Origin of the sequence: Terriglobus sp. ADX1, assembly GCF_036877645.1 — a bacterium.
Classification (GTDB): Bacteria; Acidobacteriota; Terriglobia; order Terriglobales; family Acidobacteriaceae; genus Terriglobus.
Genome location: NZ_JAEDXV010000018.1, coordinates 39116 through 61686 on the forward strand (window position 1 = coordinate 39116; position 22571 = coordinate 61686).

Annotated in this window: 23 protein-coding genes; 10 read left to right on the forward strand and 13 right to left on the reverse strand. The window is 58.3% G+C overall.

The genetic code is table 11. From position 1 onward, the window contains the following. The first annotated feature begins 34 nt into the window (after nucleotides 1–34). Nucleotides 35–1504, forward strand: a complete 1470-nt coding sequence (locus tag JAO32_RS12880) for a hypothetical protein (protein ID WP_334240989.1) — start codon at nucleotides 35–37, stop codon at nucleotides 1502–1504. A gap of 53 nt (nucleotides 1505–1557) precedes the next feature. Then, entirely contained in the window at nucleotides 1558–1953 is a 396-nt protein-coding gene (locus JAO32_RS12885; protein ID WP_334240991.1) for a DUF6496 domain-containing protein, read from the forward strand. Between the two features lie 72 nt (nucleotides 1954–2025). Here the strand turns inward: JAO32_RS12885 and JAO32_RS12890 are convergent, their stop codons facing one another. From JAO32_RS12890 to JAO32_RS12900, 3 genes are all read right to left on the reverse strand, one after another. Further along, nucleotides 2026–2343, reverse strand: coding sequence for an FmdB family zinc ribbon protein (locus JAO32_RS12890; RefSeq protein ID WP_334240992.1), 318 nt, complete (start codon nucleotides 2341–2343; stop codon nucleotides 2026–2028). 24 nt (nucleotides 2344–2367) lie between these two features. Beyond that, nucleotides 2368–3960, reverse strand: a complete 1593-nt coding sequence (serA, locus tag JAO32_RS12895; RefSeq protein WP_334240994.1) for a phosphoglycerate dehydrogenase — start codon at nucleotides 3958–3960, stop codon at nucleotides 2368–2370. A gap of 127 nt (nucleotides 3961–4087) precedes the next feature. Next, a complete protein-coding gene (locus JAO32_RS12900) occupies nucleotides 4088–4723 on the reverse strand; it encodes an RNA polymerase sigma factor (RefSeq protein ID WP_334240996.1) in 636 nt (211 codons plus the stop codon). Here JAO32_RS12900 and JAO32_RS12905 point away from each other — a divergent pair. Both JAO32_RS12905 and JAO32_RS12910 read left to right on the forward strand, forming a co-directional pair. Next, complete coding sequence (locus JAO32_RS12905) at nucleotides 4722–5336, forward strand: MarR family winged helix-turn-helix transcriptional regulator (protein WP_334240998.1); 615 nt, start codon at nucleotides 4722–4724, stop codon at nucleotides 5334–5336. The two genes, JAO32_RS12900 and JAO32_RS12905, sit on opposite strands and share 2 nt — an antisense overlap. A 26-nt stretch (nucleotides 5337–5362) precedes the next feature. Continuing rightward, nucleotides 5363–6163 (forward strand): SDR family oxidoreductase, encoded by an 801-nt coding sequence (locus JAO32_RS12910; RefSeq protein ID WP_334241002.1) that lies wholly within the window; start codon nucleotides 5363–5365, stop codon nucleotides 6161–6163. 100 nt (nucleotides 6164–6263) lie between these two features. On the opposite strand, the gene JAO32_RS12915 is transcribed toward JAO32_RS12910, so the two are convergent. Both JAO32_RS12915 and JAO32_RS12920 read right to left on the reverse strand, forming a co-directional pair. Continuing rightward, entirely contained in the window at nucleotides 6264–7496 is a 1233-nt protein-coding gene (locus JAO32_RS12915; protein WP_334241004.1) for a threonine ammonia-lyase, read from the reverse strand. 46 nt (nucleotides 7497–7542) lie between these two features. Then, nucleotides 7543–7983: a MarR family winged helix-turn-helix transcriptional regulator gene (locus tag JAO32_RS12920; RefSeq protein WP_334241006.1), complete on the reverse strand. Its 441-nt coding sequence runs from the start codon at nucleotides 7981–7983 to the stop codon at nucleotides 7543–7545. Between the two features lie 98 nt (nucleotides 7984–8081). Here JAO32_RS12920 and JAO32_RS12925 point away from each other — a divergent pair, with 98 nt between their 5' ends. Then, nucleotides 8082–9674, forward strand: a complete 1593-nt coding sequence (locus tag JAO32_RS12925; protein WP_334241008.1) for a DHA2 family efflux MFS transporter permease subunit — start codon at nucleotides 8082–8084, stop codon at nucleotides 9672–9674. Nucleotides 9675–9746: 72 nt separating this feature from the next. On the opposite strand, the gene JAO32_RS12930 is transcribed toward JAO32_RS12925, so the two are convergent. From JAO32_RS12930 to JAO32_RS12940, 3 genes are all read right to left on the reverse strand, one after another. Next, a complete protein-coding gene (locus JAO32_RS12930) occupies nucleotides 9747–10685 on the reverse strand; it encodes a PDZ domain-containing protein (RefSeq protein WP_334241010.1) in 939 nt (312 codons plus the stop codon). Beyond that, entirely contained in the window at nucleotides 10672–11637 is a 966-nt protein-coding gene (locus JAO32_RS12935) for an anti-sigma factor family protein (RefSeq protein ID WP_334241013.1), read from the reverse strand. The genes JAO32_RS12930 and JAO32_RS12935 overlap by 14 nt, the downstream gene beginning before the upstream one ends. A 165-nt stretch (nucleotides 11638–11802) precedes the next feature. Next, the gene (locus JAO32_RS12940) at nucleotides 11803–12573 is read right to left on the reverse strand and encodes an RNA polymerase sigma factor (RefSeq protein WP_334241014.1); all 771 of its coding nucleotides are present in this window, start codon (nucleotides 12571–12573) and stop codon (nucleotides 11803–11805) included. 143 nt (nucleotides 12574–12716) lie between these two features. Here JAO32_RS12940 and JAO32_RS12945 point away from each other — a divergent pair, with 143 nt between their 5' ends. Beyond that, nucleotides 12717–13589 carry an amidohydrolase family protein gene (locus tag JAO32_RS12945; RefSeq protein WP_334241016.1) on the forward strand — a complete coding sequence of 291 codons (873 nt, stop codon included), beginning with the start codon at nucleotides 12717–12719 and terminating at the stop codon, nucleotides 13587–13589. A 26-nt stretch (nucleotides 13590–13615) separates the two neighbouring features. Here JAO32_RS12945 and JAO32_RS12950 read toward each other — a convergent pair whose 3' ends face one another. The 4 genes from JAO32_RS12950 to serS all read right to left on the reverse strand — a co-directional run bounded on the left by JAO32_RS12950 (nucleotide 13616) and on the right by serS (nucleotide 17342). Then, on the reverse strand, nucleotides 13616–14725 hold the full coding sequence (locus tag JAO32_RS12950) for a TIGR03435 family protein (RefSeq protein ID WP_334241018.1): 1110 nt from the start codon (nucleotides 14723–14725) through the stop codon (nucleotides 13616–13618). Between the two features lie 85 nt (nucleotides 14726–14810). Next, nucleotides 14811–15479: a LolA family protein gene (locus JAO32_RS12955; protein ID WP_334241020.1), complete on the reverse strand. Its 669-nt coding sequence runs from the start codon at nucleotides 15477–15479 to the stop codon at nucleotides 14811–14813. Between the two features lie 158 nt (nucleotides 15480–15637). Then, nucleotides 15638–16018, reverse strand: a complete 381-nt coding sequence (locus JAO32_RS12960; protein ID WP_334241022.1) for a hypothetical protein — start codon at nucleotides 16016–16018, stop codon at nucleotides 15638–15640. A 4-nt stretch (nucleotides 16019–16022) separates the two neighbouring features. After that, nucleotides 16023–17342 carry a serine--tRNA ligase gene (gene serS / locus JAO32_RS12965; RefSeq protein ID WP_334241024.1) on the reverse strand — a complete coding sequence of 440 codons (1320 nt, stop codon included), beginning with the start codon at nucleotides 17340–17342 and terminating at the stop codon, nucleotides 16023–16025. A gap of 214 nt (nucleotides 17343–17556) precedes the next feature. Between serS and JAO32_RS12970 the strand changes: the two genes are divergently transcribed. Together JAO32_RS12970 and JAO32_RS12975 are read left to right on the forward strand one after the other, a co-directional pair. Then, nucleotides 17557–19236, forward strand: a complete 1680-nt coding sequence (locus JAO32_RS12970; RefSeq protein WP_334241026.1) for an alkaline phosphatase family protein — start codon at nucleotides 17557–17559, stop codon at nucleotides 19234–19236. An 11-nt stretch (nucleotides 19237–19247) separates the two neighbouring features. Beyond that, nucleotides 19248–20153, forward strand: a complete 906-nt coding sequence (locus tag JAO32_RS12975) for a dihydroorotate dehydrogenase (protein ID WP_334241027.1) — start codon at nucleotides 19248–19250, stop codon at nucleotides 20151–20153. Here the strand turns inward: JAO32_RS12975 and JAO32_RS12980 are convergent. Next, complete coding sequence (locus JAO32_RS12980) at nucleotides 20150–20386, reverse strand: hypothetical protein (protein WP_334241028.1); 237 nt, start codon at nucleotides 20384–20386, stop codon at nucleotides 20150–20152. The two genes, JAO32_RS12975 and JAO32_RS12980, sit on opposite strands and share 4 nt — an antisense overlap. A gap of 284 nt (nucleotides 20387–20670) precedes the next feature. Here JAO32_RS12980 and JAO32_RS12985 point away from each other — a divergent pair, with 284 nt between their 5' ends. After that, nucleotides 20671–20859 (forward strand): HepT-like ribonuclease domain-containing protein, encoded by a 189-nt coding sequence (locus JAO32_RS12985; RefSeq protein ID WP_334241030.1) that lies wholly within the window; start codon nucleotides 20671–20673, stop codon nucleotides 20857–20859. A gap of 2 nt (nucleotides 20860–20861) precedes the next feature. Beyond that, a complete protein-coding gene (gene purH, locus JAO32_RS12990) occupies nucleotides 20862–22448 on the forward strand; it encodes a bifunctional phosphoribosylaminoimidazolecarboxamide formyltransferase/IMP cyclohydrolase (RefSeq protein ID WP_334241032.1) in 1587 nt (528 codons plus the stop codon). Nucleotides 22449–22571 lie beyond the last annotated feature (123 nt).

Here is a 22571-nt window from a genome sequence, read left to right on the forward strand (position 1 = left end):
CTCAGCAATGTTCTGGTGCATCGTATTTAGTTGCATGCGCGCATGGAACGTTTTACGACTCTCCACTCTCTTGCTTCTCGCCGGATGTGCGACGAAGGCAGATGTTGCGCGGAACATCGCCAACGACCAGGCAGCGTTGCCGCCGAACACCGTCGCGCTCTCGCAGATGATGCGCGAGCTTTCGGCGCAGCCCGGCTTCACAGAACAGCTGCTGGATTACCTGAACAAGGGCGGTAAGAACGGCGCGTATCTGACGCCGCAACTCTTCGACACGCTACGAGAGATGATCCTGGGCAAGGACTGGACCGGCCTCGATCGTTTTCCGGGATGGACAATTCATCACGTAACCCAAACGGTCGATGTCGGAAGCCGGCTGATCAAAACGGACAATCAGTCGTATGACGTTGCCTCTGGTGTGAACATCGGCCCGTACAATCTGCAACAGCCACAGACAGAGTCGCTGGATGTTCCCAGTGATCGTCCTGAATTTAAGGCAGACATTACACCTCTTCTGGCGGGTGTAACGCACGGCGACGGCCCCGACCCGAAGATTGCGCCACTGCACAGTGAAAGCGCACGTCTAGCTGAAGCGATGAATCGGCTGTCGCTGAACGGCTATCGCAACGCGGCTCCCTTTACCGTCACACTGCAGGAGCACACTGCGCACTCGCCACAGGAATTGGTGCAGGCCCTCGTGGCCACAGGCCATACCGTCACTGTGGCGGACGCACGCTACTTCGCAAACTTCGGCCACTTCCACTACAACGGCAAAGACGTTGAGATGCCATTCTTTCTCGACAGCCAGTTGCTGGTGCCACGCGACCATTGGTGGCAGCCAAAGCGCCGCTTGCTGATCCCTGTAGCGCACGCTGAATATGAGTGGCTTGTCAGCGGACCGAAGATCAATGCGAACGTTGCGTTCTACTTCGGCATTGATGGTCGCGCCGAGTTCCGTACAAACGACGAACAAAATCAACCGTGGGTAATGGGCCGCCACGCGCATGAATACAACGGCGCGGATGCGGTGGAAGTCACGCGACTCACGGGCAACATGCTGCGCGCCTACGCGTATCTCCACGCCGCGCACGCGCAACTGCCCTTCGGTGGCTATTACACCCTTGGCGTCTGCCAGGACGTAGTCAACGCGATTGAATTCAAGATGACAGGGAAGACCACACTCTTTCCCAGCACAGCGCAAAGCGAATTATTCCGAGATCAGCCCGACGGTGAAATCACAAAGCTAATGGAGGCTGTGCCGAAAGACACAGGCGGCGCACCACCGGATCCGGCGCGCATCTTCGGCTCGCTTCCCACAACAGACTATGCATCGCTCACTGTTCCCGGTCTGCGTGACGATGTGCAGCGAAGCTATGCCGCATGGCAGAACGGAACGCTCTCTCGCCGCCTGGTACTCACCGGCGAACAGATGACGATCCTCGGCATCGTCGCTGCAACAGGATTTGTTTTCTGGGTGCTGCGCAGAAGGCGCAGTGCCAAACCATAACGCAGTAAAGTCACCGCAAGAAAATGCACCACCGCAGTCAGGGAGAAGTAGTTATGGCAACGAAAAAGGCAAGCAAGAAATCTGCAACAAAGAAATCCCCCGCAAAGAAGACCACGGTCAAGAAGTCATCCGTGAAGAAGTCTGCAACAAAGAAGGCTCCTGCAAAGAAGACCGCAAGCAAGAAGGCTCCTGCGAAGAAAACAGCCGCGAAGAAGGCTTCTGCAAAGAAGACCACGGCAAAGAAAGCTGCGAAGAAGAGCAGCACGCGCAAGTATTCGTCCGCAGCGGGTAAGCAGGTGCAGACCGAGATGCGCGAAATGAAGAAGGGGACGCTGAAGAGCGGTCGCAGCGGCAAGAAAGTGACCAGCCGCAAGCAGGCCATCGCCATCGGCCTCAGCGAAGCTCGCAAGGCGGGTAAGAAGGTCCCGCCCGCCCCAAAGAAGAAGTAGCTTCCTGTTTCAAATGATGAAGGCCGCAAGCATTCGCCTGCGGCCTTCTGTCGTTCGTTGGTCTTAAGTCTGTTACTTCGTCGGGGTGGTGGATGGGGTGCTCGGCGTCGAAGTAGAAGCACTGCTGCTACTTGACGATGAGGACGAATCCGACGAAGAAGTACTGCTTGCTGCAGCAGCCTTATCACCGCCAGATTTCGTTCCACCCTTCGACGATGAGTACAGATCGGCGTACCATCCGCCGCCCTTGAACTGCACCGCTGGTGCGGACAGCAGCTTTTCCAGTTTGCCGCCGCAGTGCGGGCATTCCGTCAATTCCGGATCAGAGAACTTCTGCCGCTTTTCCAACGTGCGGCCGCAGTTCTGGCATTGGTATTCGTACAGTGGCATCGATATCTCCTTTCCTGAAATGCCTTACGAGAGTTCTACCGCGCGAACGCTGGCAATCGCGTCCACTTTGCGCAGCGCATGGATCAGTTCCGTCACCTTCGCCGGAGAGGCTTCAATCTGCACCACGGCCATCGCCTGTCCCTGCGGCACGCGCTGCGAACGAACGCTCTTGCCCAGGGCAAAGTTGGCAATGTTCACGCCGTGTTCGCCAATGACGGTGCCAATGCGGCCAATCACGCCGGGAACATCGTGGTTGCGGAACACCAGCAGCGTGCCGGTGAGCGGTGCTTCAATGTCAATGCCGTCCAGTGACAACAGGCGCGGAGCATTGCCATGCAGCACAGTAGCAGAGGCAGATGCATCGCCCTCAGCCGAGTGCAGCGTCAGCTTCAGCACGGAACCCGCACCGCCGCTGGCGAACTCCTTCTTGTCTTCCTGCACGCGGATGCCGCGCTCGTTGGCAACAGCAGTCGCGTTGATGGTGTTCACATCGGAATCGTTCAGTACACCGCTGATGACGGCGTTGCGAATCAGATCCGTCTTGCCGCTGGCAATGCGCCCCGAATAGGCAATGTCCATGTTCTCCAGGTTGCCGGGTGTAGCAAGACCAAGGAAGGTGCCAAGACGCTGCGCCAGATCAATGTACGGCGCCACTTCAACGTATTCCTCACGCGACAGCGACGGCACGTTGACTGCGTTCTGCACCACGCCATCCTTAAGATACGCGCTCACTTGCTGCGCCAACTGGATGCCGATGGCTTCCTGCGCTTCATCGGTCGATCCGCCCAGATGCGGCGTCAGAATAATGTTTTCGATACCGAAGTACGAAGATTCCTTCAGCGGTTCCTGCCGGAAGACGTCCAGAGCAGCGCCGCCCACGGTCCCATTCTGCAGACCTTCTGCCAGCGCCTCATCCACAATCAGTTCACCGCGTGCGCAGTTCACAATGCGGATGCCCTTCTTCATGATGGCGATGGAGTGCTTGTTGATCAGGCCTTCCGTCTGCGGCGTCAGACCCACATGCAGCGTCAGGTAGTCGCTGCCTTTGAAGATGGTGTCAATGTCGACCAGCGTCACGCCGTTTTCGCGCGCAATCACTGGCGCAACAAACGGGTCGTAGCCAATCAGGTCCATGCCGAACGAGCGTGCACGGCGAGCCACCTCCAGACCAATGCGGCCCAGGCCCACAATGCCCAGCGTCTTGCCGCGCAGTTCGGTACCCTGCAGCGACTTCTTTTCCCACTTGCCGTTGTGCAGCGCAGCATTTGCCTTGGGGATCTGGCGCGCCATCGTGATCATCAGGCCCAGCGTCAACTCCGCCACGGCCACAGCGTTTGCGCCCGGCGTGTTCATCACCACAATGCCGCGCTTGGTAGCAGCGTCCGCATCAATATTGTCCACGCCAACACCCGCGCGACCAATCACACGCAGCTTCGGCGCGTGCTCCAGCAGTTCCGCCGTCACCTGTACCGCAGAGCGGACAACGAGCGCATCCGCATCGGCCAATTCAGCTTCCAGGTTGGTGATCTTGTCTGCGGTGACAATCTTCCAGCTTGGTTCCTCCTGGAAGACGGCTAGGGTGGCGGGCGAAACCTTCTCGGCAAGTACGATCTTCATCGCTGCAATATTTTCCTTCTTGGATGACGGAACGGGTGCATGGACGTGGCGGAAATCGCCGGTCCGGAATGAAACAGGTTCCCCTTCATTGTAGCCAACCGTTCCGTCTTGTCCGAAGGACGCACATTTAGTGCTGCGCAGCCGCCACCGGGACGCTGCTGCCGGTCAGCGCTTCCCGCAAAAACTGCTCAAAGAATCCGATTGCCCGGTACAGGCGCGACTTCACTGTCGGCATGTGAATGCCGGTCTTTTCGGCGATTTCACGCATCGTCAGGTCTTCGTAAAAATGCATCTGCAACACTTCGCGGTGGATGGGCTGCAACCGATCCATCGTGGCATGCAGCAGGCAGGCCTGCTCGGCCAGCCGGAAGGCCTCCAGCGGCGACAGATCGGCGGCGGGCGGGTCAAATGCGGCTGAACCTTCCTCGTCCGGATGCATCATTTCGTCCAGCGAAACCGTGCTGCGACGGCGGAAATGATCCAGAGCGCGGTTGCGGGCCACCGTAAACAGCCACGCATCAAAGTCGCCGCGATCGTCGTACAGGTGACCGCGCTCCAGCACGCGAATCCACGTTTCCTGAAACAGGTCTTCGGCCAGATCGGTGCGTCCGGTCAGGCTGCACAGGTAGCGCAGCAGGCGATGTTTGTAGCGGTCAATCAATTCTTGCAGCAGGTCCGGATCCTGACGGCGGAGACCTGCAGCAATGCGGCGGCGTTCGATAAGAGTTTCGGCGGGGGAAAGAATTGTTTCCGTTTGGGCCATGGCGAAGCAACTCCGGTACTTCGATTTTTCAATAGTACGACAATCGAAGTATCCCGGTTCCGTATTATTTTGGAAAATTTTGTGTCATTACGGCATCGAACCTTTTCAAGCAGGGAGAAGTGCGCTTATGCTGAGCCAAGAGATGTCGCGAACGCCGAAAACACCGCCCGTTGAAGATAAAACTCCCATGGAGTTCCTGGTCGCCCTGTACGGCATGTTTCGGCAAATGTCGATGGCGCCCGGGTCGCGTTCGCTGCAAAAGATCAAGACCACGCCGCAGGAAGGCCGCGCTCTTGGCTGGCTCAATCAGCATGGCCCTGCTCTCATGTCAGAGCTGGCGGACTTCATGGACATTCCACTCAGCACGGCCACCAGCCTGGTGAACCGTCTTGTGGAAAAGAAGCAGGTCGTTCGCCAACGTTCGGAAGAGGATCGCCGCATCGTGCGCGTTCACCTCACTCCTGCCGGCCAACGCCTCAGCCAGCGCATGCTGGAAGTCCATCTGGAAGCCAGCAAATTATTAATGGAAAAGCTCGGCCGCGACGAGCAGCAAACCCTGATCGCGCTGCTGCGCAAGGCTGGTTATAACCCGCCCGCAAAGGACGTTTGTTAGTCTCCTCTTTAGAGGGACGACGAACGATGGCTGATACAGCAACCGCATTGGAAACACCCCTACCAACGCGCGACCTTTCGCATAACCCCAAGCGTTACCTGGTTTTAGGTGCCACAAGTGGCATCGCAGAAGCCACTTGCCGCATCTGGGCTGCAGAGGGAGCCAACATCTTCCTCGTAGGCCGTTCTGAAGAGAAACTGCGCGCCATGGCGGGCGATCTCCGCGTGCGCGGCGCCGCTTTTGTCGATATCGCAGCCGCCGACCTGGATCGCCTCGAAGACCATCCGAACCTGCTGGCCCATGCCATCACCCAACTCGGCGGCCTCGATGTGGCGTATCTCGCCTTCGGCATCTTGGGCGAACAGCCCAAGGCTGAGACGGATGTGGCACACGCCGAACAGATTCTGCATACCAATCTCACAGCTCCGGTAAGCATGCTCACCTGGCTGGCGAACTTCTGCCTGAAACAGGGCCGTGGCACGCTTGCGGTTCTATCCTCCGTGGCAGGTGACCGTGGCCGTAAGAGCAACTACGTCTACGGCGCGTCGAAAGCTGGTCTGACAGCCTTTGTAGACGGCCTCCGCAACCGCATCGACCGCGAAGGTGTGGCAGTGCTCACCATCAAGCCCGGCCCGGTAAAGACAGCGATGACGGCAGGCATGCCCGGCAGTGAAAAGTTCGCGGACGTAAATGCTGTGGCAAAGGACATTGCCAATGCCATCGCCAAGGGCGAAGGTGGCGTGATGTATGTCCCCGCCAAGTGGCGTCCCATCATGGCCGTTGTCCGTGCGATCCCGGACTCCGTCTTCAAGAAGCTGAACCTGTAATCAGCAGCGTTAAATCATTACAAACTGAAAAGGGATGCGATCTGATCGCATCCCTTTCAGTTGCTTCCACGCCGAAGGCGTCGAGAACGGTACGAAGTACTCACAGCACCCGCGAGTGTCGATAGCCACCCTCGGTCAACGCATTCAGCAACTCTTCCACCTGGTCACGTCCTCGCGTTTCCATCGTGATGTCGATGGTAGTGTCGCCCAGGTTCACGCCGTAATATGCGCGGTTGTAGAGCGTATCCACAATGTTGACGCCATGTTTCGCAATCAGCGTGGTCAGATCCTGCAGCGCACCCGCACGATCCAGAAGATGAATACGCAGCCGGATCAGACGTCCATCCTGCACCAGACCGCGTTCAATAATGCGGCTCAGCAAAGTAACGTCAATGTTGCCACCGCACACCAGCACTGCCGTACGCGCATTTTTCAGCGACGTCCGTTTCTGCAGCAGGGCAGCGAGTGCGGCAGCACCGGCACCTTCCGCCAATGTCTTTTCACGTTCCAGAAGGACAAGGATCGCCGCAGCAATCTCGTCCTCATCCACGGTGACAATCTCATCCACATACCGTTGCACCAGCGGCAGTGTGATGTCGCCGCTGCGACGCACGGCAATGCCGTCGCCAATGGTGGTCGCAGCGTCAATCGTTACAGGATGACCAGCTTCTACAGCAGCCTTCATGCTGGGCAGCCGCGACGTCTGCACACCCACCACGCGAATGTTCGGGTTGCGCGATTTCACCGCGCAGGCAATGCCGCCAATCAATCCGCCGCCACCAATGGGGACGACCACGGCTTCCAGCCCATCCACCTGTTCCAGCAGCTCCAGGCCAATGGTGCCTTGCCCGGCGATGACATCTGGATCATCGAAAGGATGAATAAAAGTAAGGCCCTCGGCATCGCACAGCCTGCGCGCTTCGGCGTAAGCAGCGTCGTAATTTGGTCCATGCAGAATCACGTTCGCGCCAAATCGGCGTGTGGCATTCACCTTCACCATCGGCGTCGGCTCGGGCATCACAATGGTGGAACGAATGCCGCGCCGCGTCGCATGATACGCCACGCCCTGCGCATGGTTTCCGGCGGATGCGGCAATCACGCCGCGCTGCGACTGTTCCGGTGTCAACAGGCTAATTCGATTCAGTGCACCGCGTTCTTTGAACGCGCCGGTCATCTGCAGGTTTTCCAGTTTCAGGTGGACCTGCTGGCCGGTCAGTTCTGTCAGTGTGTGAGAAAAGGCGCAGGGCGTGTAGTACACAGCATCGCGTACACGTTCACGCGCTGCCTCCACGTCGGCAAGTGTAATGGCGAGTTCAGTTTTCACGGATGGCATTTGCGTCTGACTACTAGGGTAAATCGCCTATGCAGACAGGGGGAACTTAAACAGGACCATGTTTCAGCATGGGCCGGTCATGCAGGCTATTCAGACGAGGCTGTAGGTGTTCCACGGCCAGATTCAGAATCCGGTGTAGCTCTTCCATCTCAGAGAGCTGAATTCCGCCCCACATCTCCCTGCTAATGCTGGTCCATAGCCCCATACCGCGTTCCAGCACACCCCGCCCCTTCGCCGTAAGCGTAGTGGTAAGGATGCGGCGGTTCTGCGGAGAAGGGGAGCGCTTGATCCATCCTTCGCGCTCGGCACGGGCAACCAGCGTCTGCATGCTCTGCGGCGTCACAAAACAGGCGCGAGACAGCTCCGCGGACGACAGCTCCGCGGTCTCCTCCAGCGTCTTCAGCATGCGCAACTGTGCCAGCGTAATGCCATCGGGCTCCAGTTCCGCCTCAAGCAACAGGCGCCCTGTGCTGACCAGCCGCTTCATCGCAAGCGAAATCCGAAGTGCCGCCTCGTCCCGAATTTCCTGTTTCGATTTCCGCATCGATATCAGGTCCCTGATACTCTATATATCAGTAACCTGATATGGCTGCAACGACCACAACCCATCACGAAGCTGTCTGGAAGCCGAAGCACAATCCCTGGCTCGTGGCCATGACCGTGACCATTGCCACGTTCATGGAAGTGCTGGATACCTCCATTGCAAACGTCGCGCTGCCGCATATTGCTGGCTCCGTGGGTGCCTCGCAGGATGAAGCAACGTGGGTGCTCACCAGCTATCTGGTAGCGTCGGCCATCATTCTGCCTATTTCCGGCTGGATCTCCAACCGCATCGGCCGCAAGCGCTTTTATATGACCTGCGTGGTCATGTTCACGGCATGTTCGTTGTTGTGCGGACTCGCACCCACGCTGCCGTTCCTGATTCTCGCTCGTATTCTTCAGGGACTTGGTGGTGGCGGCCTTGCCCCCAGTGAACAGGCCATTCTGGCTGACACCTTCCCCATTGAAAAGCGCGGACAGGCCTTCGCCATGTACGGTGCGGCCGTCGTCGTTGCGCCCGCCATTGGCCCCACGCTCGGCGGATGGCTCACTGACAACTACAACTGGCACTGGATCTTCTTCATCAATCTGCCATTCGGCCTGCTGTCGCTGTATCTGTCGAACCGCATGGTTGAAGATCCACCAGAGTTGGTCGAGCGCACCAAGCGCAAGGATCCTGTGGACTTCATCGGCCTCATCAGCGTTGCTGTGGGCGTTGGCCTGTTGGAGTTCACGCTCGATAAGGGCCAGGAAAAAGATTGGTTCGGCTCCGGCGAGATTCAGCTCACTGCCGCGCTCGCGGTGATCACCCTCATCTTCTTCGTCTTCTGGGAGTGGAACCACCCCGATCCCATCGTGGACTTGAAGCTGCTGAAGAACCGCAACTTTGGCACAGCCGTCTTCCTGCAACTGGTGCTAGGCATGGTGCTGTTCGGATCGACGGTGTTGATCCCGCAGTATCTGCAAACGATGCTTGGCTACACTGCGGAACTCGCGGGTAAAGTTCTCAGTCCAGCCGGTCTGGTCATGATGGTCATGATGGCGGTTGCAGGCAAGACATTGGGTAAAGGCGATCCACGCCTCACCGTAATGCTTGGCTACCTCGCTGTGGCTGCAGGTTTGTATAACCTGACACGACTCGATCTGTACTCTTCCTTCGGAACGGTCACGCTGTGGCGCATGCTGCAGGTCGTCGGCCTGCCATTCATCTTCATTCCCATCTCCACGCTGAACTACGTAGGTGTGCCGCGCGAAAAGAGCAACCAGATTTCATCGCTCTCAAACTTTGCGCGAAACATGGGAGGATCGGCGGGAACCGCGCTGCTCACCACATTCCTGGCGCGCTCCGCACAGGTACACATGAGCAACCTGAGCGCGAACATCACGGCAGGCAGCTACGCGATGCAGGCTTACATCAGCCGCTTCGCCGCGGCCACGCACACGACCTATGCGCAGGCACAGCCGCTGGCCATGGCATCTGCCTTCGGGCAGATGGCGCAGCAGGCCACCATGATCGCGTACAAGAATGCCTTCGCGATTTTGGCCTGGGTGGTCATGGGACTGTCACCGCTGGTCTGGTTGATGCGTCTGCCACCGAAGAACGCCAAGGTGGATCCGGAGCAGATGGCCGGTCACTAGCGTTGTGGCGAAAGAAAAAGAGAAGGGGCGCGGAGAATTTCCGCGCCCCTCTTACTGTTTGCGATTACTCACTCACCGCATCATGAGCATCGGCTCGTTCTCCGCGCCAAACTTGGGTTCAGACACTTCGCTGCGTTTCTTCCCATCGGGAATCATCGTCAGCGTCTGTTCCTTACGATCACGCACAACGATCATGGTGATGGGTTTGCCTTTGCCCTCATGCAGCGCGCGGGTCCAATCCTTCTCGGTATTCACGCGGTTGCCATTCATGCGCGTAATCACATCACCCGCATGAAGTCCCGCAGAGGCAGCAGGGCTGTTGCCTTCCACGGCATGCACCAGCAAACCGTTGCCGTCCTTCACGCCAAAGTAATCCGCAAGCTGCGGCCCCATCGTGTCCACCGTGGCGCCCGTGTACACCGGCAACATCGGCAGCAGGTGGCTGGACATGAACGAGTGCCCAAACACGCCACTGCTCTTTGGCGGTGCCGGCGGAGGAGCAGGCTCCGTGGAAGCGGTGCTTTCGTCTGGATTCGGCACTGTCCAGCGTTGCAAACGTGCCTGGCGATCCACTTCTTCGCGTGTTGAAAGCGTGGCGGACATCGAGCGTTCCATGCCATCGCGCCAGACGGAAAGCAAAATGATTTTGCCCGGCGGCATATCGTGCAACAGCTTCCTCAGCTGCTCTTCGCCTTCAATCGCGGTGCCGTTCAGGCTCAGAACAACGTCATGCTCGCGGAGGCCAGCCTTACCGGCAGGACCATCATGATCCACCATCACGATCTCAGCGCCACGTTTGTCTTTCAGGTGTTGCGAGTTATAGGTGGCATCCGAAACATCATGAAACATGATGCCCAGGTAGCCTTGCACAGGTGCGCTGTGTCCGCCCGTTCCGGCGCCGTACATGGGGGGTGCTTCTAACGCGCACACCAGTACTTGCTGCGCTTGTGCAACTGGTGTTGCAAGCAACGTGAGGGAAATCGCAGCCGCAGCCAGATTACTGAATGCCATCGATGTTACCCAACGCCTGCATCGATGCATTGCGGATGTACGGGTTATCGTCCTGCGTCGAAACCGTGTGCAGAACCTGCCGCACACTGGTATCACCTTCCACCGGCTCCAGCATCGCAATGGCGCGTGTGCGCACATCGGCATTGGAGTCGTGCATCAGGCTTTCCAGCACAGCATCGCGTACACGCTGATCTTCGCCAATAAAGCGCTGTAGACCTTCCAGTGCGCGCAGACGAACTGTCGCGCTCTTGTCATAGCGCAGGCTCACCAGCAGCGCATCGCGCACACCGGTACGGTCGCCATCCCCATGTTCACAGCGGTGTCCGGCAACACATTCCTTCGCCAGCAGATCCACGCTGGTTTCGCGTACATCGTTGTTCAGGCCCTTCTGCGCCGCCAGCGTCAGCAGTTGACGCACCTGCGGGTCATCCAGACGGCCCTGAATGGTCATAGGGACAACGCGGTTGTAACGCACTTCCACGCGGTCAGCATCAGGCAAGGGAAGAATGCCGCTGATATTGCTGACAGCACCTTCCGTGTCATTCATAGAAATCACGGCGGGCTGCGGAATCGGGGTGCTGGCCAGTTGATAACGTGTCAGCAAATTGCCGCTTAGAAATCCAACACCGATGAGCAGAGTCGCCAGCGCGGGCGCGGCGTACAGGTGCTGCCATGTGCCCACCAGGGTATTTCGAAGGCGCATCCGCCAGGTGCTCTGGCTGGCTTCATCCAGTGCTTCGTCCAGTCGCACTCGGCTGGCTGCCAGTAGGTTGGCAGAAATCTCGGGTCGAGTCTGTTCGGAAAGAAGGGCGGTCAGCTCGGCCATGGCATCCGCCTCGGCCTGGCAATCGCCGCAATTCCGCAGATGCAGCTGAAGCTCCGCGTGATCCTCTTCGGGGATCTCGTCGTAAGCCAGCAGAATCAGTCGATCTTTTACCTCATCGCACTTCATGACGCTTGTGTTCCTTGTGTATGGCTTCCTGAAAGTTGTTGCTTGGCGGCGGCCGGTCGTAACGTTTCGAGAACGTTATCGCCTTCCGTCTGATTGACCCCCGGCTTTGCCGGTGGGGTGATGCTGCGTCGTTCTAGGGAACGTCTTGTGCGTTCTTTGTTGCTTTTATGCGTCTGCCAGATTGGCGCGCAATTTACGTGTTGCTCGGAAGAGTGTGTTCTTCGCCGTCTCTTCCGTGGTCTGCAGCATCTCGCCAATGGCGCGAAGCTTCAGGCCCTGGTAGTGCTTCAGTTCAAACACCGTCCGCTCGCGCGGTGTCAGTTGGTCCAGCGCTTCTTCAATGCGCCGGTTCAAAGTCTTGCGCCGCAGCTCCAGGTCCGGATTGGCCCCGGCGCGGTCGTCACTCACGCTGCTCATCAGGTCAATCGTGTCGCCCGAACTGTCGGTGACGATGCTCGGATCTTCGCGGCGGCTCTTACGCCGACGCAGCGCGTCCAGGCAAAGGTTCGTCACAATCCGATACAGCCACGTATAAAACGAGCACTCAAACCGGAAATTCTGCAGATGCCGGTACGCCTTCAGGAACGCTTCCTGATGCACGTCCTGCGCATCTTGTTCATTTCCAAGCATATGCAGCGCCAGCCGAAGCACCGCCCCGTCATAGCGACGCACAAGTTGGTCAAACGCACCGCGCTGACCCCTCTGCGCCTGACGGATCAATTCGTCATCTTCCAGACGTTGCTGCGCCCGCGCTTCGATCTGCGCCGGTGTCAGCGCCGCTCGTCCTGCCCGACCTGCCGCTACTTTCGCCACTGCTGGCGATTCTACCGCGACAACGCCCGGTCCGAATGCACCACCCGCATTGAAAACGCTTCCCGCGGTCGGGTCGTTCAAAGTACCCGCCGCCAAACCACTACCAACAATCTGTGTACCCATCGTGCGCTGACTCCGGAAGCCAGAAGATCCGATCTTGTAGTGATAGACACCCCAACCGAAAAAAGGTTAGTTCCAGCCCGCATACCAGCACATCAGAAGAAAAATCAGGAACCGCATCACCATCCCAAACGTATCCGCGAGCTATGAAACGAATCCTTCCCGCAGCATGTGCGCTTCTTCTATTCGGTGTTTCCAGTGGTCAAGGATTCGCGCAACAGTACAAAGGGCCGGTGATCGACGCCCACGCCCACATCCGCTTCGGTGACACGGACGCGCTGAAGTCGGACCAGCCCATCGGCACGGAAAAGCTACGCCAACTGGATGCTCAGGCTGGCATCGGGCAAAGCGCCTTGATCGTCATCGCAGCCAAAGGCCAACCGGAGCAAACCCGCGCCAACAATGACAAGGTATTAGCAGTAGCAGCCGCCTCGCAGGGAAGGTTCTACGCGGTTCCATCCGTGCATCCGCTGGACGGCGAGGCTGCTCTGGAAGAACTGCGCCGCCTTGCCAAATTAGGGGTTCACGAAATCAAACTTCACCCCAACTCGCAGAACTTCGACGTATCAGATCCCGCCATCGGCACAGTCGCCGACGAATGCGGCAAGCTCGGCATTGCCATCCTGTTTGATTCCTACAAGCCCTGGGATCCCAGCCAGCCGGGCAAATTCTTGCTTCTGGCCGTGCAGCATCCGCAGACACACATCGTTCTGGCGCACATGTTTTTCTCGCAATTCCGCGAAGCGCTCACCTTCGCGCAGATGAGCAAGCTCGGCATGGCCACAAATGTCTCGTTCGACCTGTCCGCCATCGCCGCCGCCTACCAGGGGTCTCCTGTAGTGCCGGAACTCGTCTGGACAATTCGAAAGATCGGCGTCGATCACTTCCTCTTCGGCTCAGACTGGCCCGTCGACAACCCCGGCGACGCACTCAAAGCAGTGCGCTCCATGGGCTTCACCGCGCAGGAAGAACAAGCCATCCTGCACGACAACGCCGCCAAATTATTGGGGTTGAAATAGCGTAAACGCATTCGCATGCGAGGAAGTTAGTTAGGCGAAGGACTTTCCAACCGGTCAATGACCATCACCGGGACCGGCGCAGACTTTGGCACCAACTGGAAGCCCAACGGTTGCACCGCGCGAAGAAATGCCGTCGAACGTTCTCCATTATCCGTGCTTTGTAGAGCCGAAGTAGGCAGAACCATTGCGAAATCGAATCGCCCACTCAAGCCTGTTTCATCCACGATCTGTCGTTCCTCGATGAAGTTCATCAGGATATCCACGAACTCTGGCATGCTTTCGTATGTAAAACGAACCTGCGTGGTATCGCCGCCGGGATCTTGCTTTAGCGAAATACCATAGCTGTTCAGACCAGGATTGCTTTTGTTCAGTGCAGGCTGAGTTCCGGTCAGCGTAAGCGCATAGACTGGAAAGTTTTGTTGCACCGTGTGAAAGCGAAGATGAAACCGTTCCGCCAATAATTTCTGAACCATTAGGCGATATTGGTCCACGCTGGGTTGACCGGGACCGTCTGGCTTTGCGGCAATATCGAATTTGTCTTCATCTATCCACGCTGGCGCACCGGAAATCTGGCGATCCCTCAGTTGAAACGCAAACTTCAACAGGTCGGCGACAGAAGCGTCGTGTGCACCAAAATCGCGCGTTCGTAGATCGTATTGGTGCCCTTTCGTACTCGGCGTGCTGGGACGAATGCTCGCCACCTCAAAGCTCGGGTCGACGGTGGTAGCCATAGCCGCAACAGACGTGCCTCCATGTTGCCAGGCCTGTTCCGGCGCGGTTCGCATCAGCGTCAGGGGATAACTCCGCTGGTCCTGCGTCCATGTCCCCACCAGCGTTTGCCCATCGCTCGACATCTTCCCGAGGAATGCGACATGGAAGAGATCGGATTCCGCCACCAGTTCCCCCGCTGGTACCTTGAGCGAGGAAAAGGGGATACCCGCCGTATCGCCGTCCACTCGTTGAAAGGTGCCGCGCAATCCTCCCGCCTCGCTGGCAGTCAGTCGGACGACAACGCGTCCGTTGCGGGCGACAGGCAGCGTCCCTTGCCATACGCCATCCAGCGTTTGCGCAAGTGCACTTGAAGTCAACAGCAGAAGAAGCAGGCATAGGGCAGAGCAGCGGTGTCTTAGCGCCAAGCAAAACGTCCTTTCTGTTTGTTCAACAGAAAGGACGTTTTGCATCGGCTTACGCTCGAAATTAAATACCGGAATCACGCCACCATTACTTCTTCGCGTACTTCTTCGTATCCACCTTAGTGTTGTAGCGGATGTTCGTGTAATACGCCGTACGAGTATCACCCTCAGGCGTGTACGAAAGCTGCTTCAGCGAGATGCCGCGCGTGGTGTCGATCCAAATGGTCACATGCGTAAACATGTTTGCCACGGACGGGTCCTTGGGCACCAAATCCAGCTTCACTGTCGGCACGTTGTCAATCGTCTCCGTGCCCTGCTGGGTGATGGTCCACTGCTTCTCCAGGTCCTTGCCGCTGCCACCAAAGCCCAGCGTGATAAAGCTTTCGACGCGAGCTTTGTCCTGTCCGGCGTTTAAGGGCGTGTCCTTCTTGGCGATGGTGTCATACATGTCACCCTTGCCGTTGGCAAAGTGCAGGTACTTGGTTGGAGCGGCGCCCTGCTTCGTGGCCAATGTGGCGCCGTATTCCGTCCAACCCGACTTGCGGATCACGTAGACCGAACCGAACTGCGAAGTCGTTTCGCGCACAACCTTTTCGAACTGGTCCCAGCGCAGGTCGGCCTCGGCGCTTTGGAACTTTGCAGACGCGGCATCCAGCGCGCGCAGCGTCTTATCTAAGGCAGGGTCTGTAGCAGCATGCGCTGCGGTAGCAACACTCAAAACAATGGCTGCGGCTGTTGTGCGTGCAAAAAAAGTCATCGTGCTCCTGTGAACTCCCAAACCAATTCATTTAGACACAGGTTTGAGCGGGATGGCTGCGTCCTTGTTCAGATTGTTTGTGCCGTCATCCCGAGCGCAGCGAAGAATCCCGAGGGTGTTGGTTCTATGAATGCCGCTTCATGTTTCTCGCGAAAAGCCTAGCGATGTGCCCACACACGGTACGCCGTAGTCTGCCCATCCGCGCCAGTAACGGGCTCATAGCGCTCAATCAACACATCGCCCGCAATTGGCTCAATCAGCCGTCGAAGCGCCTTACGCATACGCTTCTCGGGGTCGTTGCTGGAAACGTGCTGCAAACTCTGCTGTACGTCAGACTGCTTTACTTCATAGGTGATGCTTCCCGTGCCGTCGTTCTGAACCATAATCTGCGATGGCAGGTTGTACACAGGGCGATCACGGTAATTGATGAAGTGCGGCGACACGAAGATGAACAACAGGATCAGCGTCACCATCACGTCATAGTGAAAGCTGCCGCGCTCGTAGGTCCAGAACAGGTAGCTGCGCAGTGTCTTCAGCATCGTCTTATAGCCCTGCCTGCTTTTTAATTACGGTCAATCCACCCATGTACGGCACCAGCACATCCGGCACACGGACAGAGCCATCTTCCTGCAGGTAGTTTTCCAGAATCGCAAGATACGTGCGTCCCACAGCCAGACCGCTGCCGTTCAGCGTGTGCACATATTCCGTCTTCTTCTGTCCCGCAGGACGATAGCGAATGTTCGCGCGCCGCGCCTGGAAACTGCCCATGTTGCTGCACGACGAAATCTCGCGATAAGTGTTCTGGCTCGGCAGCCACACTTCCAGGTCATAGGTCTTCATCGACCCAAAGCCCATGTCGCCAGTGCACAGCAGCATGCGGCGATAGGGAAGTCCCAGTTTTTCCAGAACAGCCTCAGCATTCAGCGTCAGCTTGTCCAGTTCGGCCATGCTGTTGTCTGGCGTGGTGAACTTTACCAGTTCCACTTTCTGAAACTGATGCTGGCGAATCATGCCACGCACATCGCGTCCATAGCTTCCCGCTTCGCTGCGGAAGCAAGGAGTATAGGCGCAATAACTGATCGTCGGATTCAGCTCAATCGTCTCGTCGCGATACAGGTTCGTCACCGGCACTTCTGCAGTCGGAATCAGCCAGTGATCGTTGTCCTGCAACTCGCCGGGAACGTACGCTCCCTTGTCATCGCAATGGAACAGGTCTTCCGCAAACTTCGGCAACTGGCCCGTCCCAAACAACGATTGTGAATTCACCATCACCGGTGGCATCACTTCCGTGTAGCCATGCTCGTTGATGTGCAGATCCAGCATGAAGTTCGCCAGCGCACGCTCCAGTCGCGCACCAGCACCAACCTGCACTACAAAACGTGAGCCAGAGATCTTCGCGGCACGCTGAAAATCCAACACGCCCAGCGCCTCACCAATCTCCCAATGCGGCTTCGCATGGGCAAGCGCCTTCGGCTCGCCCCAGCTCTTTTCCAGCTTGTTGCCAGTCTCATCCTTGCCATCGGGAACGCTGGCGTCGGGGATGTTCGGGATTGCCTCAAGTATCGAACGCAGCTTCGCATCATGGATGGCGGCGGCGGCTTCCAGCGACTCCGATTCCTCGCGCAGAGCACGGACTTCCTCGGTCAGCGCGGTGGCATCGCCACCCGTGCGCTTCAGCTTGCCAATCTCTTCGGACAGGCGGTTGCGCTTCGCCTTCAACTGCTCCACGGCAGTAATGGCTTCGCGGCGGGCGGAGTCGATGGCGGCAAAATCGCCCAACAGGGCGGCGGGGTCGGCGTTGCGGCGGCGAAGTGCGGCTTCCACCTCCGGGAGATTGCCCCGGACGTATGCGAGATCAAGCATGTCCTCTATGGTATCGGTTCCGAAGGATTTCCGGCATCCGCCATCTTCCTGTTGCTTTAATCGCAGGGTCATTCTGAGCGCAGCGAAAAATCCCAACGACTTCTCACGAGCACAACGGTTCAAAGTTTTCTGCCGCAAGCCCCTAACCCCTTGTCTTACCCAATTGTCAGAATCCTGTAAGGATTCGTCGCGCGCACCGCAGTACCATGGCTGCATGCGTTCGTTCCGATCTTTTGCTGCCTCTCTGCTTGTCGCTGCCCTTGCTGCTGCGGCCATCCCCGCGCTTCATGCGCAGGCATACACCGGTTCGCCCAAACTCGTTGTTGAACTTGTCTTTGACCAGTTCCGCGGCGACTATCTGGATCGCTGGCGCACCGACTTCAAGGCAAAGAACGGCTGGAACCTGTTTCTGAAGCAGGGCGCGCATTACACCGATTGTTATTACGACTATGCAAACCTCGTCACCGGCCCCGGCCACTCCACCATCGGCACCGGCGCATACTCGGACGGCCACGGCATCCCGGTCAATGACTGGTATGAAAAAGGCCCCGACGGCAAAATCCGCTCCGTCCAGTCCATTGACGACGACCGCTACACCCTCGTGGGCGAAGCACCCGGCGTAAAGGTGTCTCCCGGAGCCTCGCCGCACTTCCAGGTGGCTTCCACACTTGGCGATGAACTCGTTCTGGCGACCGGCGGCAAAGCCCGCGTCTACGGCGTCTCGCTGAAGGACCGCGCAGCCATCCTCACCAGTGGCCACGCAACCAAGGCAGCTTTCTGGACCGACCACGAATCCGGCCGCTGGATCACCTCCACCTACTGGATGAACCAGCTCCCCTCGTGGGTAGACGATTTCAACAAGGGCGATGAAGTCGCCAAGGCGCGCGCCGCCTCCCACATCCCGGGTGGCAGTTTCTACGAACTCGTGGGAGCCACGCAGCAGGGCGTCGCCTACCAGCTTGATTTCGCCAAGGCGCTCATCCAGAACGAGCACTTGGGCCACAATCCCGATGGCGTCACGGACCTCATCACCATCTCCATCTCGTCCACTGACATTGCTGGTCACCGCTACGGCCCGGACGAAGGCCACCAGCGCGCGCTGGTCGACGCAACAGACATCGAACTCGACCGCTTCTTCACATGGATCGACCAGACCGTCGGCCTGAAGAACGTCTTCGTCTCTCTCACGGGCGACCACGGCGTTTCTGCCAGCGTCAACGCGGCCATTGGCATGGGCATGCCCGCACGCGGCATTCCGACAAAGCCGCTGTATGACTTCGTAGAAAAGGCTCTGCACGACAAGTTCAAGCCCAAGGGCAACGTGAAGTACGTCCTCGGCGGCGAATCGCCTTGGCTGCAGATTGATCCCGAACCGTTTGAGGCTCAGGGCATCACGGAAGAGCAGGCAGAAGAAGCCACCGCCAAGGCCGTTTACGGCTACTTCGCCAGCCAGCCGCTCGACACCACGCAGCACGCCGGAGCCGTCGGCGGACGCCTGCCTGAACCCATGCGTGTGCAGTACGTCTACACCGCCACGCAGCTTCGCAATGGCCAGGTGCCCAACACCGACCAGGGCCGCCGCGAACTGCACAGCTACTCGCCCGTGGTCCGTTGGGCAGTACATCTGAATTTCGGCGCCTACCAGTACTACGGTTCAGAAACCGGCACCACGCATTACTCGCAGAACTCTTACGACCGCCACGTGCCGTTGGATTTCTACGGTGCAGCCTTCCAACCCGGCACGTATCACAACATGGTGCAGCCGGTGGACATCGCCGCCACTTTCGCATCCATCCTGCGCATCAACCGCCCGTCCGCGGCGGTGGGAACGGTGCGTACGGAAGCATTGAAGCCTGAACGAACCGCGGTGCCAGCTACTACACTGAAGAAGTGAGCAAGCCCAACATGACAGTCGAGGTGGCCGGCGTATCCATGCGATCGCCGGTCATCGCTGCAAGTGGAACCTTCGGCTACGGCGTGGAGTTTGAGGAAATCCTCGACCTCGCAAAGATCGGCGCCTTCGTCACCAAAGGCCTTTCCCTCCAACCCATGGACGGCAACAAGGCGCCCCGCATCATCGAAACTTCCTCTGGCATGATGAATGCCATCGGCCTGCAGAACATCGGTGTTGACGCGTTCATTAAAGACAAGATGCCCGGCATCCGCCGCATGCCCGGCGTGGTCTGCATCGCCAATGTTTTCGGCTACACCATCGAAGACTGCCTCGGCGTCATCGAACGCCTGAACGACGCCGAAGGCATCGCCATGTACGAGCTGAACGCAAGTTGCCCCAACACGAAACACGGCGGCATGGTCTTCGGCACAGACCCCGATTCGCTCGGCGAACTCGTCCATGCCTGCAAGAACATCGCAAAGCGTCCGCTCATGGTGAAGCTCTCGCCCAACGTCACCAACATTGGTGGCATGGCGCGCGTAGCCCAGGCTGCAGGTGCAAACGCGGTATCGCTGGTGAACACCTTCCTCTCGCTGGCCATTGATGTAAAGACACGCAAACCACGCATCGCCAACGTTACTGCTGGTCTCAGCGGCCCGGCCATCAAGCCCATCGCCGTCCGCATGGTGTGGGAGGTAGCGCGCTCCGTCAGCATCCCCATCGTGGGTATGGGAGGCATCGTCAAGCCGGAGGACGCGGTAGAGTTCCTGCTCGCAGGCGCAACCGCCGTGGAAGTAGGCACCGCCAGCTACGCCGACCCCCGCGCCGTAGAAAAAATCAGCACCGGCCTCGAGCACTGGTGCGCCGCCAACGGCGTAGCCAACGCAGCCGATTTAACGGGCGGACTGCGGGTTTAATCGCAATGTTCGCTTGCTAAACTATTGGTATGTCGGTTCTCCAGGAAATCGAGCAGCATCGGCCAGAGCTTCAGGAACTGTGTCATCGCATTGGCGTGCCCGGTTTGCGGGTTCGTGTAGATGCCGATACCTGGGGAGGCGTGACATTCATCGGCGACATTGATGTTGCAAAAATTGATGGATACGCCGGTCGCTTCTTTGATCTGGAAGAGGGACTCTTGCGGATATTCCATCGCCGTGTGCACCTTATTGATGAAGAAGGTGTTGAGGCGGCGGCTCGGAGAAACCCGCTCCGCAAACGGTTGAAAGAAGCGGAAGTGGAACTACTCCATGCCTCGTAGGGTTTCCGTTCTTCTGAAAAACATTAACGATTATGCGGAACTATGTTTCCGTTATACCTCCGGCAAGACCTATCTCGCGTTTGCGAACGATGATCGTTTACAAGCTGCTGTAGAGCAGCTGCCTGGGTATCGTCGGCGAAGCTTTATCGCAGGCAGTAAAGCAAGACCCACTTATTTTGGCGTCCATCACCGATGGGCCAAGAATTATCAGCCTTCGACATCGCCTTATTCATGGCTACTACGACATCTCGGAAGCCATCGTGTGGGGTGTGATTCAACAACATCTGCCAGTGCTCGATTTGGAAATAAAAGCATTGCGCGAAACCTACTCGACTGAGTTCAGTGAAGATGGAGCGGAACAATAACTATGGCTACTTCCGGAATTAAGCGCGCACTGCTGAGCGTTACGGACAAGACAGGACTTCTGGAGTTTGCAAAGCGCCTCGACGCGCAGGGCGTGGAGCTGGTTTCCACTGGCGGCACCGCAAAGATGCTGCGCGACGGTGGCCTCGCAGTCCGCGACATCAGCGACCTCACCGGCTTCCCTGAAATGCTCGACGGCCGCGTGAAGACTCTGCACCCCAAGGTCCACGGCGGCATCCTCCACATCCGTTCCAACGCGGAGCACGTTGCCGCGGTGAACGAGCACGCCATCCAGCCCATCGACATGGTCGTGGTCAACCTCTACGCATTCGAGAAGACCGCATCGAAGCCCGGCGTCAAGCTCGCGGAGATCGTCGAAAACATCGACATCGGCGGCCCCAGCATGGTGCGCAGCGCCGCCAAGAACTACCAGGACGTCGCCATCGTCACCGACGCGGCAGACTACACCGCCATTGCCGACGAGATGGAAGCCAACGGCGGCTCACTCTCGCTGGCCACCAAGTGGCGTCTCGCCAAGGCGGCCTTCGCCACCACCGCGGCGTATGACACCGCCATCGCCAACTCGCTGGAAAAGCTCCCCGAGCCGGACGGCACCCACGAGCAGGCTGCAACGTTTGAAGACGTGCTGCCCAAGTCCCTCCGCCTGAACCTGCCGCTGAAGGGAACCCTGCGTTACGGCGAGAACCCGCACCAGAAGGCCGCCGTCTACACCGACGGTACGGACAAGGGCATCGCCAATGCGAAGCAGCTCCAGGGTAAGGAACTCTCCTTCAACAACCTCGTCGATCTAGACGCCTGCTGGGATCTCGCCAGCGAGTTCACCGAACCCGCCGTCGCCATCATCAAGCACACCAACCCCTGCGGCGTGGCCACGGGCGACACAGTAGCGGACGCATACCGCAACGCGCTCGCCGCGGATCCCATCTCGGCCTTCGGTGGTGTCATCGGCATCAATCGCGAAGTCGGTGCAGACGCGGCGGAAGAGATCGCCAAGCTCTTCGTGGAAGCCATCGTCGCTCCCAGGTTCACGGCAGAAGCGGTCGAAGTTTTCGCTAAGAAGAAAAATCTTCGTCTCATCGAAATCGATCCTGCTCCCGCAAAGATCGCGCTCAAGCAGATCTCCGGCGGCATGCTGCTGCAGGACGCGGATCGCGGCTCGCTGGCCGACGTGGAACTGAAAGTTGTCACCAAGCGCCAACCCACGCCCGAAGAACTGACCGCGCTCAAGTTCGCGTGGACGGTCTGCAAGTATGTGAAATCAAACGCCATCGTCTACGCTCGCACACATGAGCGCCACGGCCAGTCCGTCGGCATCGGCGCCGGTCAGATGAGCCGCGTGGACGCCGCAAAGTTCGGCGCGCAGAAGGCAGTTCTGCCGCTCACCGGTACGGTCGCCGCATCGGATGCGTTCTTCCCGTTCCCTGACGGTCTGGAAACCGTGGCACAGGCTGGCGCAACGGCCATCATTCAGCCGGGCGGCAGCGTGCGCGACAATGAAGTCATTGAAGCGGCGGATAAATTGGGGATTGCAATGATTTTCACTGGAATGCGACACTTCCGTCACGGATGAGGTTCTGTATTTGCAGTGCAGCATCCACCGGAGCCCCGTCTTCGTCTAACCTGCTAGCACACATCTGTTGCAAGCCTGGTCGCGCGAGCGAGCGGACGCCGGGCAGAAGGATTGGTTCTTCTG